At 71.6% G+C, this 17,076-nt stretch carries 15 protein-coding genes; 8 read left to right on the top strand and 7 right to left on the bottom strand.

Features of this window, described 5'->3' with window-relative positions; translation table 11 throughout:
* Window positions 1-104: 104 nt before the first annotated feature.
* Entirely contained in the window at window positions 105-1,769 is a 1,665-nt protein-coding gene (locus ACIRPT_RS20625; RefSeq protein WP_403828924.1) for an amidohydrolase, read from the bottom strand.
* 70 nt (window positions 1,770-1,839) lie between these two features.
* Window positions 1,840-3,198, bottom strand: coding sequence for a purine-cytosine permease family protein (locus tag ACIRPT_RS20630; protein WP_403828926.1), 1,359 nt, complete (start codon window positions 3,196-3,198; stop codon window positions 1,840-1,842).
* Window positions 3,199-3,567: 369 nt separating this feature from the next.
* On the opposite strand from ACIRPT_RS20630, the gene ACIRPT_RS20635 reads away from it, so the two are divergent.
* Window positions 3,568-4,179 (top strand): TetR/AcrR family transcriptional regulator, encoded by a 612-nt coding sequence (locus tag ACIRPT_RS20635; RefSeq protein ID WP_403828929.1) that lies wholly within the window; start codon window positions 3,568-3,570, stop codon window positions 4,177-4,179.
* A 4-nt stretch (window positions 4,180-4,183) separates the two neighbouring features.
* Here the strand turns inward: ACIRPT_RS20635 and ACIRPT_RS20640 are convergent, their stop codons facing one another.
* A complete protein-coding gene (locus tag ACIRPT_RS20640; protein ID WP_403828931.1) occupies window positions 4,184-5,209 on the bottom strand; it encodes a hypothetical protein in 1,026 nt (341 codons plus the stop codon).
* Between the two features lie 171 nt (window positions 5,210-5,380).
* Between ACIRPT_RS20640 and ACIRPT_RS20645 the strand changes: the two genes are divergently transcribed.
* Window positions 5,381-5,587 (top strand): hypothetical protein, encoded by a 207-nt coding sequence (locus ACIRPT_RS20645; RefSeq protein ID WP_403828933.1) that lies wholly within the window; start codon window positions 5,381-5,383, stop codon window positions 5,585-5,587.
* Between the two features lie 73 nt (window positions 5,588-5,660).
* On the top strand, window positions 5,661-6,305 hold the full coding sequence (locus tag ACIRPT_RS20650; protein WP_403829412.1) for a histone deacetylase: 645 nt from the start codon (window positions 5,661-5,663) through the stop codon (window positions 6,303-6,305).
* Here the strand turns inward: ACIRPT_RS20650 and ACIRPT_RS20655 are convergent.
* Window positions 6,229-7,038, bottom strand: a complete 810-nt coding sequence (locus tag ACIRPT_RS20655; protein ID WP_403829415.1) for an HAD-IIA family hydrolase — start codon at window positions 7,036-7,038, stop codon at window positions 6,229-6,231. The two genes, ACIRPT_RS20650 and ACIRPT_RS20655, sit on opposite strands and share 77 nt — an antisense overlap.
* A gap of 238 nt (window positions 7,039-7,276) precedes the next feature.
* Between ACIRPT_RS20655 and ACIRPT_RS20660 the strand changes: the two genes are divergently transcribed.
* The gene (locus ACIRPT_RS20660; protein ID WP_403828935.1) at window positions 7,277-8,584 is read left to right on the top strand and encodes a phosphoribosyltransferase family protein; all 1,308 of its coding nucleotides are present in this window, start codon (window positions 7,277-7,279) and stop codon (window positions 8,582-8,584) included.
* Window positions 8,585-8,706: 122 nt separating this feature from the next.
* Here ACIRPT_RS20660 and ACIRPT_RS20665 read toward each other — a convergent pair whose 3' ends face one another.
* Together ACIRPT_RS20665 and ACIRPT_RS20670 are read right to left on the bottom strand one after the other, a co-directional pair.
* Window positions 8,707-8,997: a hypothetical protein gene (locus ACIRPT_RS20665; RefSeq protein WP_403508173.1), complete on the bottom strand. Its 291-nt coding sequence runs from the start codon at window positions 8,995-8,997 to the stop codon at window positions 8,707-8,709.
* A gap of 151 nt (window positions 8,998-9,148) precedes the next feature.
* Window positions 9,149-10,414, bottom strand: coding sequence for a cytochrome P450 (locus tag ACIRPT_RS20670; protein ID WP_403828938.1), 1,266 nt, complete (start codon window positions 10,412-10,414; stop codon window positions 9,149-9,151).
* A 404-nt stretch (window positions 10,415-10,818) separates the two neighbouring features.
* On the opposite strand from ACIRPT_RS20670, the gene ACIRPT_RS20675 reads away from it, so the two are divergent.
* Window positions 10,819-11,556 (top strand): TetR/AcrR family transcriptional regulator, encoded by a 738-nt coding sequence (locus ACIRPT_RS20675; RefSeq protein WP_403828941.1) that lies wholly within the window; start codon window positions 10,819-10,821, stop codon window positions 11,554-11,556.
* 50 nt (window positions 11,557-11,606) lie between these two features.
* Window positions 11,607-12,890 carry a cytochrome P450 gene (locus ACIRPT_RS20680; protein ID WP_403828944.1) on the top strand — a complete coding sequence of 428 codons (1,284 nt, stop codon included), beginning with the start codon at window positions 11,607-11,609 and terminating at the stop codon, window positions 12,888-12,890.
* A 158-nt stretch (window positions 12,891-13,048) separates the two neighbouring features.
* Here the strand turns inward: ACIRPT_RS20680 and ACIRPT_RS20685 are convergent, their stop codons facing one another.
* Entirely contained in the window at window positions 13,049-14,497 is a 1,449-nt protein-coding gene (locus tag ACIRPT_RS20685) for an MFS transporter (protein WP_403828947.1), read from the bottom strand.
* A 336-nt stretch (window positions 14,498-14,833) separates the two neighbouring features.
* Between ACIRPT_RS20685 and ACIRPT_RS20690 the strand changes: the two genes are divergently transcribed.
* Window positions 14,834-15,580 carry a GntR family transcriptional regulator gene (locus tag ACIRPT_RS20690; RefSeq protein WP_403828950.1) on the top strand — a complete coding sequence of 249 codons (747 nt, stop codon included), beginning with the start codon at window positions 14,834-14,836 and terminating at the stop codon, window positions 15,578-15,580.
* Between the two features lie 103 nt (window positions 15,581-15,683).
* The gene (locus ACIRPT_RS20695) at window positions 15,684-16,919 is read left to right on the top strand and encodes an adenosine deaminase (RefSeq protein ID WP_403828952.1); all 1,236 of its coding nucleotides are present in this window, start codon (window positions 15,684-15,686) and stop codon (window positions 16,917-16,919) included.
* Window positions 16,920-17,076 lie beyond the last annotated feature (157 nt).

Consider the following 17,076-nt stretch of genomic DNA (forward strand, 5'->3'; position numbering starts at 1 on the left):
CCTGCCTCCGGGATCCACGGCTTTCCGGGGCTCGGGGCCGGTCTCGGGCGCCTGCCCCCGACGACCCGTCGGGCCGCCGGGGGCGACGGCCCGGCGGATTGCCGTCAGCCCTGGTGGACGACCGCACCGCCGACGACGACCGTCTCGGCGACCGTCCCGGGGATGTCCTCGGGCGCGGCCCGCAGGATGTCCCGGGAGAGCACCACGAAGTCGGCGAGCTTGCCGACGGTCAGCGAACCGCGTTCCTCCTCAAGGAAGTTGGCGTAGGCGGAGCCCATCGTGTACGCGTACACCGCGGTCTCGATGCCCACCGTCTCCTCCGGCTGCCAGGCCTCGCCGCCGGCCAGCGGCTTACGGGTGAGGGCGGTGTAGATGCCGATCATCGGGTCCATCTCGGCGACGTTCCAGTCGCTGGAGAAGGCCAGTACGGCGCCCTCGGCGTGCAGGCTGCGCATCGGCCAGGCCTTGTGCCAGCGGTCCGGGCCGACGTTCTCCGCCCAGTCCTGTCCGGGTCCGGCGATCTCCGGGGCGCAGTGCCGCGGCTGCATACAGGCCACCACGCCCAGTTCGGCGAAGCGCGGGGTGTCCCGGGGGTCGAGGCATTCGACGTGGACGACCTGGTGGCGGGCGTCGCGCGGGCCGTTGACCGTACGGGCCTGCTCGACGGCGTCGAGGACGGTGCGGATGCCGCGGTCGCCGGTGGCGTGCACAAAGCACTGGAAGCCGCGGGCGTCCAGCTTGGTGAGCAGATCGCCGAAGTCGGCGGCGGGGTAGAACGTCTCGCCCCGGTGGTGGCCGCAGCCCGTGTACGGCTCCAGGAGGGCGGCCGTGCGCGGCTCGACGACATCGTCGATGTACAGCTTGAGGGGGCCGACCCGCAGCCGGTCGTCGTCGTGGCGCCGCGCGGCCGCCGCGAAGTCGTCGAGGTCGGCGTCGGTGGTGCCGCGCGGGTGGAAGAGCGCCGCGACGATCCGCGAGCGGAGCCGGCCCTCGGCGCGGGCCCGCTCGAAGAGGGAGAGGTCGTCGAGGGAGTTCTGCGGTTCGACGACGGTGGTGATGCCGAAGCGGATGGCGTCGTCGAGGCTCTTGGCGAGGCGCCCGTACTGGCGGTCGGGGGAGGCCCACGGCACGCCGAGTTCCTTCAGGGCGCGGTGTCCGTCGCGGGAGAGGCCCTTGACGGCGAAGTCCTTGATGAATCCGGTGGGTTCGCCGGTCTCGGGGTCGGTCTCCGCCTCGCCGAAGGGCAGGCTCGTACGGTCCCGGTCGATGCCCAGGCGGCGCAGCGCGGCGGTGTTGAGCCAGGCGGTGTGGACGTCGTAGCTGAGGACGAAGGCGGGGGTGTCGCCGGTGACGGGGTCGAGATCGCTCGCGCGCGGCATCCGGCCGCCGGGGATCGCGGAGTAGTCGAAGGCCTCGGCCTCGATCCACTCGGCGTCCGGATGGGCGTCGAGCCAGGTGCGGATGCGCTCGTGGATCGCCTCGAGGGTGCGGACGCCCGCGAGCTGGACGCAGGCGTCGTCGGAGCCGAGCCGGACGTGGTTGTGGGCGTCGATGAATCCGGGCAGCACCAGTCGGCCGCCGGCGTCGATCACCTCGGTGTCGGGGCCGGTCCACCGTCCGGCGTCGGCGTCCGCACCGAGCCAGGCGATCCGGCCGTCGCGTACGGCGAGCGCCTGCGCCTCGGGCAGGTCGGGGTCGACGGTGTGGATACGGGCGCCGGTGAGGACCAGGTCGGCCGGGACGGGGGCGGACGCGGCGATAGCGGACATGAGGGGTTGCTCCTGAGGTGGTGCGGGTGGTGCTCGGTGGGTGAGTGGATGAGGAGTAAGGGGCGTGCCGTCAGCCGGCCACGGCCGTGGGGCGGACGGTGCGGCGGGCGAGCGCCCAGTAGACGAGGCCGGAGACGACCGAGCCGAGCAGCGTGAGGTCGGCGCCGCCGAGGGGCGCGACCAGGGGGCCGGTCCACAGCTCGGAGTCGCAGGTCAGGGCCGCGAAGACCATGCCGGCGAGCAGCGCGGTCATGCCCGCGGGGTGGTAGCCGGAGCGGTACCAGTACGCGCCCGCGCGCCCGGAGTGCAGGGCTTCGGTGTCGTACCGGCAGCGGCGCAGCACCATGTCGGCGAGGAAGACGCCGCCCCAGGGGGCGAAGACGATGATCAGCAGGGAGAGGAAGGACAGCAGCGACTCGGTGAAGTCGGTGAAGAAGAGCGCGCCGAGCGAGCCGAGCGCGGTGACCGCGGCGCTGATGATGATGGCCTTGGAGCGGCTCCAGGGGATGCCGAGGACCTGGAGGTTCAGCGACGACGAGTAGAGCGTGATGATCGAGTTGGTGACCGAGCCGAGCAGGACCAGGGCGAGAAAGACCGGCTGGAACCAACCGGGCAGCAGCTTCTCGGTTCCGGCCACGGCGTCGGTCATGTCCGTACGGCTCGCCGCGGCCACGCCGATGACGCCGAGCGCGACGGACGAGATGAAGCCGCCGAGCGCGCCGGACCAGGTGATGGCGCGCAGCGAGGTCGCCTTCGGCAGATAGCGGGTGTAGTCGGCGGGCATCGGCACGTACGAGAACGGTCCGGCCAGCATGACCACGAACGCCAGGCTCCAGCCCGCGGCGCCGGGGGCCGAGGCGTGGCCGGTGGTGTGCGCGCCGGGCAGGACGAAGACCAGCAGTCCGGCGAAGCCGACGGCGAGGACGTAGGCCATCCAGCGTTCGGCGAACTGGACCGTGGCATGGCCCCACATCGCCACCACGAAGGTGAGCGCGAGGGTGACCAGCAGCGCGAGGGCGCGGGCGAGGTTGCCGCCGACCCAGCCCAGGTCGGCGAAGAACGCCTCGAGGGCGAGGGTTCCGACGACCGTGTTCACGATGGTGTAGCCGATGCTGACCACCCAGTTGAGCAGTCCGGCGGGCCAGTTGCCGCGGACGCCGAAGGCGGCGCGGGAGATCACCAGGGTGGCGGTGCCGGTGCGGATGCCGCTCAGGCCGGCCGCGCTGATCGCGAAGAACGACAGCCCGCCGAGGACCACGACCGCGGTCGCCTGCCAGAAGGACAGGCCGAAGCCGACCGCGAGGGCGCCGTTGATCACGTAGGTGAAGGTGAGGTTGGAGCCGAACCAGAGCCAGAAGAGGTCCTTGGCGCTGCCGTGCCGCTCGTCGTCGGGGATCGGGTCGATGCCGTGGGTCTCGACCCGGAACACTTCATCGGCATCTGGATTGACCGGACTGACCGGATTAGCCGTATGGGTCGAATTGACCGAAACGCCGATGGAGGTGGCTGCGGGCGTATCGGCCGCATGACTCGCCGCCTCCGCCGCCCCCCTGCCCCCCGCACCCGGGATCTCTGCGTCCGGGATCTCCGTATCCGACTGTCGCCGCGCCATCCGCGCACCACCCTTCCACGCCCATATCTTGAATGCTGTTCTAACTCCTAGAACGACATTCAAGATGTGCGACCACTCCCCCACCCGTCAAGACCCCTGCACAAATTCGCGGATAGGCTCGGGGCTGCGACACCGCGAAGGCGCGGCGACGAGACCGGCAGGACAGCGAAGGCGGGGGCGGTACGGGTGGCACGGGCGGCACGACGGCGCGATGGGCACATCACCCAGGAACGGATGCTCGAGGAGGCCATGACGGCCATCGCCGAGAACGGCCTGGCCACGCTCACCATGTCCGCCCTCGCCGAGCGGCTGGGCACCAGCGGCGGCCACATCCTGTACTACTTCGGCAGCAAGGACCTGCTGCTCCTGGAGGCCCTGCGCTGGAGCGAGGCGGCCCTCGGCGAGGAGCGGCGCGCGCTGCTGGCCCGCCGGCTGACCGCGGAGCGCAAACTCGACCTGTTCCTGGAGCTGTATCTGCCGCGTGGCCCGCGCGACGCGCGCTGGACGCTGTGGATCGAGCTCTGGGCCCGCACCCCGTCGAACGAGCCGCTGCACCAGGCACAGGAGGAGATGGACCAGGTCTGGCAGGACGACCTGGAGGCGCTGCTGACCAAGGGGGTGCAGCGCGGCAGGTTCGCGCCGATGGACGTCCCCTCGCGCGCCTCCGAACTCCTGGCGCTGCTGGACGGGTTGAGCACCCGCGTCGTACTCGGTCAGCGCGGCACCGACCACCGGCAGGCCCTGGCCGCGGCCCGCTCGGCGACGGATCGCCTCATCGCCAGGGCGGCCGGCTCCTGACGGCCTACTCGTACATCACGTACTCCGGGCGGGGCGTCAGCGCCAGGACCTCCTTCGGCGTCATCAGCCGGCTGCCCTGCGCATCCTCCTCGTAGAAGAGCTTGAAGCCGGTGTGCACGTCCTCGGGTATGCGGGAGACGAGCCGGCGCCACGTGCCCCGCTTCAGGCCCGGGGAGCCGATCCCGTCGACGCTCTTGATCAGCGCCACACCGGGCTGCGGCCGCAGCGCGGATTCCGCGCGCAGCACGGAGGCGGAGACCTGGTGGAAGACCAGCGGCTTCGCCGGCAGATCGTGTGCCTCGACGAGGCCGGACAGATAGCGGGCGACGCCGGTCACTTCCCGCCCGCCGGTGTGGCCGAATTTCCGTCCCGGCACCTCGCCCGGTCCCATCTCCCATTCCGGATCGAGCGCGATCCCGACATCGGGATGCACCAGCCAGTCGCGCAGCGCCTTCACCTCGTCGAGCGGCGCCGCGCGGCCCGGCTGGATATTCAGCAGAAGCATGGCGCGGCGCGCCCGCGCGAGTTCGTGGAAGCGGCGGATCGTGGCGGACGGCGTCCGCGTACGGTATGCCCCGTCGGGTCCGGGGGCGGCATTCGCGACCACCGCCAGCAGTTCCAGTACGGGCAACGGCTCGCGCCCCGCGGCGTAGGAGTGCGCCACCTTCTCGATCTCGGCGGCGCGGGCGCCGGGGTCCCCCATGCCGAGCCAGCCGAGCGCATCGGCGCCGGGCAGCCCGCAAAACCCCACCAGGCGGTGCCGGGGGAACAGCTCCCGCCCGCCCCGTGGGAGTTCGGGGCGGGGGCGCGGCCGGCGCCCGGGCGGCCGGACGGACGGGGCGCGCGGCGGCTTCGTCCGCCGCCCGGGCGGCGGCGCTCCGTTCGCGGGGTCGTCCCGGGCGGCCGATTCGCCGCATCCCGCGAGGAGGCCGAGCCCGGCCGCGGCGGCGGCGAGGATCCTGCGGCGGCTCGCCCCGTCCGCACTGCCCACGCCGCCCGCCCCGTCCGCGCTGCCCAGTCCATCCGCCACGCCGCCTCCGTCCGTCGCCACGTCACCCCCGCACAACGCGCCTCTCCACCCCACACCCCGCAAAACCTCCCCCCGGCGCCACCGTCCCGCCGCCAATTCACCTGACCGTCCGCCGAGTTCACCGAGAACTGCGCCGCCACCGAGCACCATGCCGCGACTACCGTGAATGCCGTGAATGGCGTGAACTCGGCGCAGGAAGAAAGTGCGGTGACCGAGGGAATGGAGAGGGTTCGAGGGAATGGGGAGAACGAGGGAGAATCGGACGAACAGCCGATGACGCTGCGCCGCGCGAAGCCGAATCGGGAACGGACCGCGAAGACTCCCGCCGCCGAGGTGTCGACGTACCGCGTAGGCGCCACGGAAGCGGCCCGAGCGTGAAGGGAACGCCCCGTTGACCACGCCTCACCATCCCACCGCCTGCCGGGTCTGGTACGCGGCATACGGCTCCAACATGCACCTCGACCGGCTGACCGCCTATCTGGAGGGCGGCCGGCCACCCGGCGGGCGGATCGACTATCCAGGCTGCCGGGACCCCCGCCCGCCCCTGCGCGCCGAGCCGGTGATGCTGCCGGGCCTGCTCTACTTCGCCACCGAGTCCCTGACCTGGACCGGCGGCCGGGCCTTCTACGACCCCGGGGTCGAGGACCAGCTCCCGGCCCGCGCCTACCTTCTGACGCTCGGCCAGTTCTCCGACATCGCGGCCCAGGAGATGTTCCGGACGCCCGGCGAGGACCTCGATCTGACGGACGTGCTCAGCCTGGGGCGGGCGGAGATCGGCCCCGGCCGCTACGAAACGCTGGTCCGCGCGGGCCGGCTGGACGGATCCCCCATCCTGACCTTCACGGCCCCGTGGCGCTGCGCCGACGTCCCGTGGAACGCCCCGTCCGCAGCGTATCTCCGCCACATCGCGGCGGGCATCATCGCCGGGCACCGGTGGAGCGCACGGCGGACGGCCGAGTACCTGGCCGGGTGCCCGGGGGCGGCGGGGCGGTGGTCGGTCGCGGAGATCGAGGCGCTGGTCACCCGGGACGGGTCCCCGGGGGCGCAGGGTCCGCAAGCCCCAGAAGATCCGGCAGGTCGGCGAAGGAATCGATGACGTGATCGGGCGTGCCGTCGGCCGCCCGGTGCGTCTCGGGCAGATACTTCCCGGTCTTGACGAGTACGCCGGTGATTCCGGCGCGCTGGGCCGCCAGCACATCGGATGCGATGTCGTCGCCCACCATCAGGGTCTCGGCCGCCGTGGCCCCGAGGTGGTGCAGGGCGGTGGCGAAGAACGCCTCGGCGGGCTTGCCGGTGACCTGGGCCTCGACCCGGGCGGCCCGTTCCAGCCCCAGGAGAAAGGCCCCGGTGTCGAGGTCGAGCCCCTCCGCCGTACGCCAGTACAGATTCCGGTGCATGGCCACGAGCCGGGCGCCGCGCTGCAGATGGCGGAAGGCCGCGTTGAGGGCCGGGTAGTCGAATGCGCCGCCCGCACCCCCGAAAACGATCACGTCCGGGGCCTCGTCCGCCCCTTCCTCGACGAGCGTCACGCCTTCGAGGTCGGCGCGCACATCACCGGAGTTGATCAGCAGGCAGCGGGCACCCGGGTGGTGCTCGCGCAGATACCCGGCGGTGACGGCGGGTGCGGTGAGGATGTCGTCGGCGTCGACCGGGAATCCCGCGTCGGCCAGCCTCCTGGCGATCACGGCGCGGGTCCGCGAGGTGTTGTTGGTGACCAGGGCCAGCGGGAGCCCGGCGGCCCGCAGCCGTTCCATGGCCGCCACGGCACCGGGCAGCGGCTTCCAGGACACCGTGAGCACACCGTCGATATCGATCAGGACCGCCCCGATGCGACCGCCCGGCCCGGTGCCGCACGGCCCGCTGCCACCCGGTCCCGAACCGCTCGCTCCCGTACCACTCGGCCCCGTACCGCTTCGTGCCATATGCCGACCGTAACCACGACAGCCGCGACCGGTCCACGGCGGCAAACGGACCCGCCTCCCGACTTGCGAAACACCGGTACATGGGGTTGTTTCGAAGTAGGTGTGGACGTGGCTTCAGTCTCCCCTGGGTAGGGGGTGCACGATTGTGCTGTTCACCGATCGCACGGACGCGGGGCACCGGCTGGCCGAGGCGCTCGGCCGTCTCTCCGGGGAAGACCCCATAGTCCTCGGGCTGCCCCGCGGCGGAGTCCCCGTTGCCTACCAGGTGGCGCTGGCCCTCGGCGCGCCTCTCGATGTCATCGTCGTCCGCAAGCTGGGCGTTCCGTACCACCGTGAGCTGGGCTTCGGCGCCATCGGTGAGGGCGGCGTACGGGTGATCAGCGAGGACATCGTCCGCCGCGGCCGGATCCGGCAGGCGGACCTCCAGGCCGTCGAGCGCACCGAGGAGGCGGAGCTCACGCGTCAGGCGCGACGCTTCCGCGCCGGCCGGACGCGGCTGTCGCTCAAGGGCCGCACGGCGGTCCTGGTGGACGACGGGATCGCGACCGGCGCGACGGCGGCGGCCGCCTGCGAAGTCGTACGGGCCCAGGGCGCGGCCCGGGTGGTGCTGGCCGTCCCGGTGGCGCCGCCGGACGCCGCCGCCTGGCTGCGTACCAAGGCGGATGAGGTGGTGTGCCTGTCCACGCCGGCCTCGTTCTCCGCCGTCGGCGAGTGGTACCAGGACTTCTCCCAGACCCCGGACGAGGAGGTCATCGCCCTGCTGACCGAGGCGGCGGCCCGCCCGATGACCGACCCGCCCGGTCCGGACCACGGGTCGGTGGTCGAGGAGCCGGTGGAGGTGGACGCGGGCGGCCTACGGCTGGCCGGGGACCTCGCCCTCCCGGAGGGCGCCGAGGCGGTCGTGATGTTCGCCCATGGCTCGGGGAGCAGCCGCCACAGTCCCCGTAACCGGATGGTGGCCACGGTCCTGAACCGGGCCGGCCTGGGCACCCTCCTCTTCGACCTGCTCACCCCGGCCGAAGAGGGCGACCGGGCGAAGGTCTTCGACATCGGGACCCTGGCCGGGAGGCTGGCCGACGCCACCCACTGGCTGCACGGCCGGGTGCCGATCCCGATCGGCTATTTCGGCGCCAGCACCGGAGCCGCTGCCGCGCTGCGAGCCGCCGCGGACGCCGATGTCGACATCGGCGCCGTGGTCTCCCGCGGCGGCCGCCCCGACCTCGCCGGGCCGCATCTCGGTGACGTACGGGCGCCGACGCTGCTGATCGTGGGCGGCAATGACGCCCTGGTCCTCGACCTCAACCGGCAGGCCCTGGAAGAGCTGCGCTGCGAGAACCAGCTCGAGGTCGTGCCGCATGCCACGCACCTCTTCGAGGAGCCGGGAGCGCTGGACGCGGTCGCCGGTCTGGCGCAGGACTGGTTCACCAGGCACTTGGTCCCGCAGGCCGGGTAGCAGGCCGGGGGCGTTCCGCCGCCCGCACCGCACGTCGCCCCGATACCCCTCGGCGACCTCATGTGGCGGCGCGAGACCACATGACGCTCCGTCAACCGCACTGACGGTGAACCGCCAACCGCCTACTGGTGGAACAGCTCCCGAAGCGGATGCTCGGCCTCATCGCCGTCCCGCATCGCTTCGACCACCGCTTGGTGAAAGCTGCGGCTGTCCTCTTCCGAGCCACAGGGGACCGGGCTGCCGGCCATGGTGAACCAGTCCGTGGCGCCCGTGTACTGCACCGCCACATGAGCCTGGCCCTCCGACCAGGTCGTATGCACACTCAGGTCACCGTCGATCACGCCGACCTCCTCGGTGCGTACCACCCCGGGCCGCGCGTAGATGCCGATCGTGGTCCAAGATGCCCAGGTCATGACTCCCCCTTGGTGCCAGGGGCCACCGGCCGCCGGCAGCCAGTGCGGTCTTTCAAGTCTGACACCGGACGGGCGACGGCGCAGCGCATCGACCCGGTATTCCGGAACGGGGCGGTCCGCCGGGACGCACCCCGTTCCTGGCTACGCACAGTTATTCTTGCTCGTACTTCCGGCCCCCTTCCTGGCCGCGTCCCTGGCCGCCCGTGGTCGTGAGCCGTACCGGCAGTCGCGTGGGCCCCCGGGTGAAGACCCCGGCCTCGGCGGGCGCGGCGCCGTCCGGGAGGGACATATCGGGGAAGGCGTCCAGCAGCTGGTTCACGCCGACCTCCACCTCGGCCTTGGCCAGCAGCGCGCCTACACAGAAGTGCCGCCCGAGCCCGAAGGCAACGTGGTCGGCGGCGGCGCTGAAGGCACTGGCCGCCGCATTCTCCTTACGGAAGATGTCGAATGTCTCGGGGTGGTCGTAGCGCCGCTCGTCGCGGTTGGCGGCCCCGATCAGGCAGGTGACCGTGGAGCCCGCCGGTACGGTGCCACCACTGAGGGCGACGTCCTCGGCGGGCTGCCGCATGATCATCTGGACGGGCGGGCTGTAGCGCAGGGTTTCGGCGAACGCCGCCGGTACGAGGCTGCGGTCGGCCCGTACGGCGGCGAGCTGGTCGGGGTGGGCGAGCAGGTTGCGGAAGATGCCCGCGAGGGCCTTGTCCGTGGTCTCGCCGCCGGCCGAGAGCAGCAGGCTGACGAACGCGGTGATGTCCCGGTCGTTCATCCGGGTGCCGTCGATTTCGGTGGTGCACAGGGTGGACAGCAGATCGTCACCGGGTGCGGCGCGCCGTTCCTGGATGATGGGGAACATGTACGCGGCCAGCTCCTCGCTGGTCCGCAGGCCGATGGCGGTGACGGCCGGGTCCTGGGCGAGGTTGGCGAGGAACGCGACGACCGCCTCGTACCACGCGTGGAAGCGGTCGTGGTCGGCCCGGTCGAGACCGAGCATGTCGACGATGACGTTGATCGGAAAGCGGGTCGCGAAACGCGCCACGAGGTCGGTCTCGTCGGCGTCGCGGAAACCGTCGATCAGCTCCCGGGCGTTGCGCTCGATCACCGGCAGGAATTTCTCGCGCAGCTCGCGGCCGCGGAACGCGGGCGCCACCAGTGCGCGGCGGACGGCGTGTTCGCGCCCGCTCATCTGGGGCAGGGTCCTGCCTCCGTGCACCGGCTCGAGCTGCCAGTCGTAGTTGTCGCTGGTGAACACCGGTTCGCGGAAGGCCCGTTGGACATCCTCGTACCGGGATATCAGATAGCTTCCGGTCCCCGGATCGTGAAACAGCGGGTAGTGCTCCCGCAGGACGCGATACGCGGAGTAGGGGTCGGCTTCGAATTCCGGGGAGAGGATGTCGGGCGGCTGCGGAATCGTGGTCACGACGCGTCCTCGGCTTCCCTGAGGAGGAGCAGGATCGGGGTCGGGAGAGGGATGGAGATGGGCGTGAGGTCGGGGAGCGGGATCGCGTCGGGCGGCCGGCGCCCCTGCGATGCCGCCCGACGCTATGGCAGGGCGACCGGGTCGGTCCAGAGGGCCCATCTCGCCACGTAGCCCCCACCCCTTCACGCTGCGGGGCACGTGGGGACGCCCGAGCCCCCGACACTCGCGCCGCTGGCAGCGCGGTTGCCGCGCCCGCCGTTCTTGCCGCTTCCCGCCGCCGTATCTGACCGGATTAACACCTTGTCCCCCACCCTTGCTCCGTCTAGCTTTGACCACGTGACCAGATTCAAAATCTGGTCACGCCGGTCCCGCTCGTCGCACTCGCCCCCGAAGAGGCACAGGTCGTGGAACAGACACAGCGCGGTGAACGCATCCTCGAGGTCGCCGGTGAGCTGCTGCTCGCCTGGGGCTACCGGCGGGTGACCATCGACGAGATCGCCCGCCGCGCCAAGGTCGGCAAGGGCACGGTCTACCTTCACTGGAAGACCAAGGACGCCCTGCTCCTGGCCGTCGTGCTGAACGCCAAATCGCGGAGTCTGCGCCGCCAGTTGGAGCGGATGCGCGCCGATCCGATGGCCGTCCTGCCCAGCCGGATGATGTGCGGGCTCCACCGCGACTACCTGGCCGACCCGGTGCTGCGCGCCGTACAGACCGACGACTCCGACATCCTCGGCCGCCTCAATGACACCGCCAAGCAGGAGCTCGCGGAACTGATGGCACACGGCAATGACGCCCTGCGCCGCCATCTCCAAGTGCTGCGCGCACACGGCCTGGTGCGCGAGGACGTCAGCGTCGCCCACCAGCACTACGCCATGCTGGCGGTGTCCACCGGATTCTTCATGACCGAAGCCCTCGGCACCGGCGCCCCGGACTCTCCGGCCGTCCCGGTCGCACCGGAGGACCGGATCGACATCCTGGCCCACACGCTCCGGGGCGTACTGGAATTCCCGGTCGCCCCGGACACCGGTTCCGCCGACCGCGCGCTCGCGGCGGCCACCGCCGTCGCCCCCGAGATCATCGCTCTCTACGAGCACGTGGAAGAGCTCAGCTCACAGGAAATGCGCAGGCAGCTGCGCGACTGACGCCAAGTCACCACCCGGAGGAGAAAACGATGTCCGGAGGAGAACAGACGATGTCCGCATCCCCCACCAACCCCCTGGCCGTGCATGTCGGGAAACACCCTGGCGAGACCAACGTGATGGACCCGGCACTGGTCATCGACCCCTTCAAGGGCTACGGCGAGCTCCGCGAGCAAGGCCCCGTGGTCCGTGGCCGTTTCCTGGACGACTCGCCCGTCTGGTTCATCACCCGCTTCGACGACGTCCGTGAGGTCTTACGCGACCAGCGATTCGTCAACAACCGGTCTTCCGCACTGGGCGGCGTGGACGACAACCCGCTGACCCGTCTGATGGAGACCATGGGGCTCCCCGAGGAGCTCCACCCCTACCTCCTCGAAACGATCCTCAACGCCGACGCCCCCGACCACACCCGCCTCCGCCGCCTGGTGTCCCGCGCCTTCACCGCACGCAAGATCAACGATCTGCGCCCGCGTGTGGCGCAGATAGCCGACGAGCTGCTGGCCCAGCTCCCCGGCCATGCCGAGAACGGCGTCGTCGACCTCATCGAGCACTTCGCCTACCCACTCCCCATCTCCGTCATCTGCGAGCTGGTCGGCATTCCGGAGGCGGACCGTCCGCAATGGCGGCAATGGGGCGCCGACCTGGTGTCGCTGTCTCCGGAACGCCTCAGGGCAGCGGTCCCGCCGATGATCGACCACATCCACGAACTGATCCGGGAGCGACGCGGCGCGCTGACCGACGACCTGCTCAGCGAGCTGATCCGGACGCACGACGACGACGGCAGCCGGCTCAGCGACGTCGAAATGGCCACCTTGGTCCTCACCTTGGTCTTCGCCGGTCACGAAACCACCGCCCACCTCATCGGCAACGGCACGGCCGCCCTCCTCACCCACCCCGATCAGCTACGCCTGCTCACGTCGGACCCGGCCCTGCTCCCCCGCGCGGTCCATGAGCTGATGCGCTGGTGCGGTCCGGTCCATGTGACCCAACTGCGGTACGCCTCCGAGGACATCGACTTCGCGGGCACCACGATCCGCAAGGGCGAGGCCGTCCAACTCGTCCTGGTCTCCGCCAACTTCGACCCCCGCCACTACGACGACCCGGACCGCCTGGACATCACCCGGCACCCGGCCGGCCACGCCGAGAACCACGTCGGGTTCGGCCATGGCATGCACTATTGCCTGGGCGCCTCCCTCGCCCGCCAGGAGGGCGAAGTCGCCCTGGGCAAACTGTTCGCGCGCTACCCCGACGTATCGCTGGCCGTCGAGCCCGACCGTCTCGAGCGCCCGGAACTGCCCGGCGGCTGGCGGCTCGCCTCCTTGCCGCTGCGGCTGTAGCGCCCGGGCGGCGGTGCGGGCGATCGCGTCGCGCCGTTCTCCTCGCGAGCGAGCGACGGCAATGCGAGCGGGAGGGGGCGGGCCGGTGCCTACCGGCCCGCCCCACCCCGCTGGTTGAGTTCCGCCAACGAGAGACAACGGCTCGTATGACCGAGGGCTCACATATGCAGGGCGGGTACCGCCACATCAGCCCCCTCCGGCCCCATAGCCTCCCTCGGCACGGCCTTGAGGGCGACCGTTGTCACCATCGCCGCAGCCAGCAGCCCCAACGAGGCCCACATCGCGGTCGCGTACAGGTCCGGGCCCTGCGCGCCGCCGCTGCCCGCGGCCGTGATCAGGGCGGAGGCCAGCGCGGTCCCGAGGGAGGCGCCGATGCCGAAGCAGGCGCCGTTCAGACCGGGCAGTGCGCCCTTTTGGTCCGCGGGGGCCGAGACGACGGCCAGGGCGTTGATGGCGGTGATGCTCAGGCCGTTGTACGTGATGCCGAGCACCGCGAGCGCGGCCATCAGGACCCACTGCGAGGTCATGAACGGCACCGCGACGGCGAACGCGACCAGCGAGCCCGCGGAGCCGATGACCACGCTGCGGCGCCAGCCGATCCGCGGGCCGAGGATGCCCGCGAGCGGGGCGCCGATCACGCCGATGGCCTGGGCGGGGGTGGCGAACAGCAGCGCCGACTGCGTCGCGCTCAGGCCGTAACCGGCGTGCGGGTCCTGGGTGAACAGGGGCACGGTGAGGGTGAGCGCCCCGAAGGCGCCGGCGAGGGTCAGTACGGTCGTGGCCAGCAGCGGCCAGGCGCGGCGCGACGCCAGCAACCCGGTGTCGATGATGGCGTCCCGGTTGCCCCTGCTGACCAGGACGAACGCGACCAGACAGACGAGACCGGCCAGCACGCAGCCCGCGGTCGGCGCGGACAGCCAGCCCCACGACTCGCCCTGCGCCAGGCCTATCAGCACGCCGGTCAGGCCGAGGCCCAGGAAGCACGTACCGCGCCAGTCCATACGGCCGGCTGCCGCCGGCGGCGCGGCGGGGACGGTCTTGATCACGGCCAGGGTGCCGGCCAGCGACACCGCGAGGCCGGCCAGGAAGATGCCGCGGAAGCCGACCGTGTCCGCAAGCCGGCCGCCGAAGACGGCGTCCACACCGGCGAATCCGCCGTTGACCGCGGTGATGATGCCCGCGGCGCGGCCGAAGCCCTTGGGTGACAGCGTGTCGTTCAGGGTCAGGAACGACAGGGTGAACAGCGCGGCGGAGAAGCCTTGCAGCACGCGCCCCGCGAGGAATACGCCGATGTCCGGGGCCGCGGCGCAGGCGATGTCGCCCGCGATCACCAGCAGACAGCCCAGCAGCATCATCGGCTTGCGGCCGCGGTAGTCACTGAGACGGGCCAGCGTGACCTGCCCGACCGCCGCGAACAGGAAGAACAGCGTCTGCGAGAGCCCGACGAGTCCGCTGGTGGTGTGCAGGCGCCGGATGACGTCGGGGAGGGCGGGGCTGAGCATGGTGGCGTTGAGCTGATAGCCGAGCACGGCCAGAGCCAACGCCACCAGCATGCCGGGACGGCTGTCGGACCGCGGCTTCTCGGGGCGGTCAGAGCGCGTCGACATGGCGGCTCCTAACGGGAGAGGGGTTGGGGCTGTGGGGGGGAGGTGGGGCGTGGGGGGTCGGCCCCGTACTTCCGCTCTCCGTAATGGCTGTCCGCGAAGCAGGACATGCACCGGACAAGGACGGCCCTCGGTACGCCATTGATGTGACGCCCGAGCACTACTTGTCAGACAAGAAGGGATGGTGAGCCTGGTCTACCCCCGTGCTCGGAGACCTGTCAAGGGATCCCCTGTCCCCCGCACTCCCCGCACACCGGCCGCACTGCCCCGCCGCTCCCCCACCTGCGTAGGCTGGACCGCCGGTCAGCGGCGGTCCGACGACACCCTCAGGAGATGGCAATGGCTGACAGACAACAGCAGCGGCGCCCGGTCGTCGTGCTGTACGAGCGGATCGTGGAAGCGATCCATCAGGGCGTCTATCCGCCCGGGTCGCAGCTGCCGACCGAACCGCGGCTCGCCGCCGACCTGGGTGTGAGCCGGCCCGCGCTGCGCGAGGCGCTCATCCTGCTCCAGGAGGACGGGGTCATCACGGTACGGCGCGGGGTGGGCCGTACGGTCAACCACCATCCGCCGCGGCGCGGCTTCGAGACCCTCAAGCCCATGGAAGAACTGCTCGGCGCGGGGCAGGCGGTCCGTACCGTCCGGCTGGCGCAAACCCTTGAGGAGCCGACCGACTTCTCGGCGCAGCATCTGCTGCTTCCCGCGCACGGCGAAGTCCGGTTCTGGGAGAGCATGGTCGAGGTCAACGGCCTGCCGTCCTGCCTGGCGCACGAGTGGGCGGCCACCGACGAAACCCTCGCCGGGCTCGGGCTCGCGCCCGCGCAGGCCCTCGACGACGCACAAGGAGCGCCCTCGACCATGCTCCGGCTGCTGCTGGAGGCGGGGCGCGGAATGCCCCTGAAGGGCTCCTCGACCATGGTCGCCACCATGCTCGGCCGCGACCGCGGGGCGCAGTTCGAGCGCCCCGCGGACACCCCGGCCGTCCTGGTGACGCAGGTCGTCCACGCGGGGCGGACCCCCGTCCTGGCGGCCAAGTACATGCTGCCCACCGGGGCCCCGGCGCTTCCCGTCTGGCAATCGCGCTGAACGGGCCGGACGAACGGGCGAGGGCGGCGCGACAAACGGTGCGTGGCGCGTCGGGCACGCCCCCCGTTCCGGTTCCGGAAGCCCGCGGCTACACTCCCACCCCATGCACTTGTCAGACAAGCAATCCCCCGACGCGCTTGACGCACTCGCCGCATCCGACGCACCCGGCATCTCCCCCGCCCCCGGCGCGGGAACCGGTACCGGCGCCCTCGACCACGAGCAGATCCGGCAGGCCCCCAAGGTCCTTCTGCACGACCATCTGGACGGCGGCCTGCGTCCCGCCACCATCGTCGAACTCGCCCGCGACGCGGGCTACGACGCCCTGCCCACCACCGACCCCGCCCGGCTCGGCGCATGGTTCCGCGACGCCGCCGACTCCGGCTCCCTCGAGCGATACCTGGAGACCTTCGCGCACACCTGCGCCGTGATGCAGACCCGAGCGGCGCTGCACCGGGTCGCCGCGGAGGCCGCCGAGGACCTGGCCGCCGACGGGGTCGTCTACGCCGAGATCCGTTACGCGCCCGAGCAGCACCTCGAGGGCGGCCTCAGCCTGGAGCAGGTCATCGAGGCGGTCAACGACGGCTTCCGCGAAGGTGAACGGCGCGCCGCCGCCGACGGGCGCACGATCCGCGTCGCCACCCTGCTGACCGCCATGCGGCACGCCGACCGCTCCCGCGAGATCGCCGAACTGGCCGTCGCCCACCGTGATTCCGGCGTCGTCGGCTTCGACATCGCCGGAGCCGAGGCCGGCAACCCGCCCGAGCGGCACATCGACGCGTTCGACCACCTCAGGGCCGCCAACAGCCACATCACCATCCACGCCGGCGAGGTCGTGGGCCTGCCCTCCATCCAGGAGGCGGTGCAGCGCTGCGGGGCCCACCGGCTCGGCCACGGCGTCCGTATCGCGGACGACATCACCGTCGCCGCCGACGGCTCGGTCACCCTCGGCCGGCTCGCCTCCTATGTGCGCGACCACCGCATCGCCCTGGAGGTGTGTCCCACGTCCAACCTCCAGACGGGTGCGGCCTCTTCTTACGCCGAGCACCCCATCGACCTGCTGCGCCGGCTGAAGTTCCGCGTCTGCGTCAACACCGACAACCGCCTGGTCAGCGGCACCACGATGACGCAGGAATTCCAGCACCTCACCGACACCTTCGGTTACGGCCTGGACGAGATGGAGTGGTTCACCGTGAACGCGATGAAGTCCGCGTTCATCCCGTTCGACGAGCGCCTCGCCCTGATCCACCAGACCATCCGCCCCGGCTACGCCCAGCTGCGCACCCAGAGCCTCAGCCGCCTCCCGGCCGCCTGGGCCGCGACGGCGGCGGTTTCTGCGTAGCGGCCTCGTCCGGGCCGTCAACGGGCCGGGCACGCGGTATCGGACGCTGGAGAGCCATGTACCGCCGCAGCCGTACGCCCCGCCGCCTACCGCGCCCGCCCGGCGCGGCCGGCAGCACCCCGCGCTGACGTCGCCCTGCTGCCGGTGCTGCCCTCGG

The sequence above is a fragment of the Streptomyces sp. NPDC101227 genome (assembly GCF_044767545.1).
Lineage (GTDB): Bacteria > Actinomycetota > Actinomycetes > Streptomycetales > Streptomycetaceae > Streptomyces.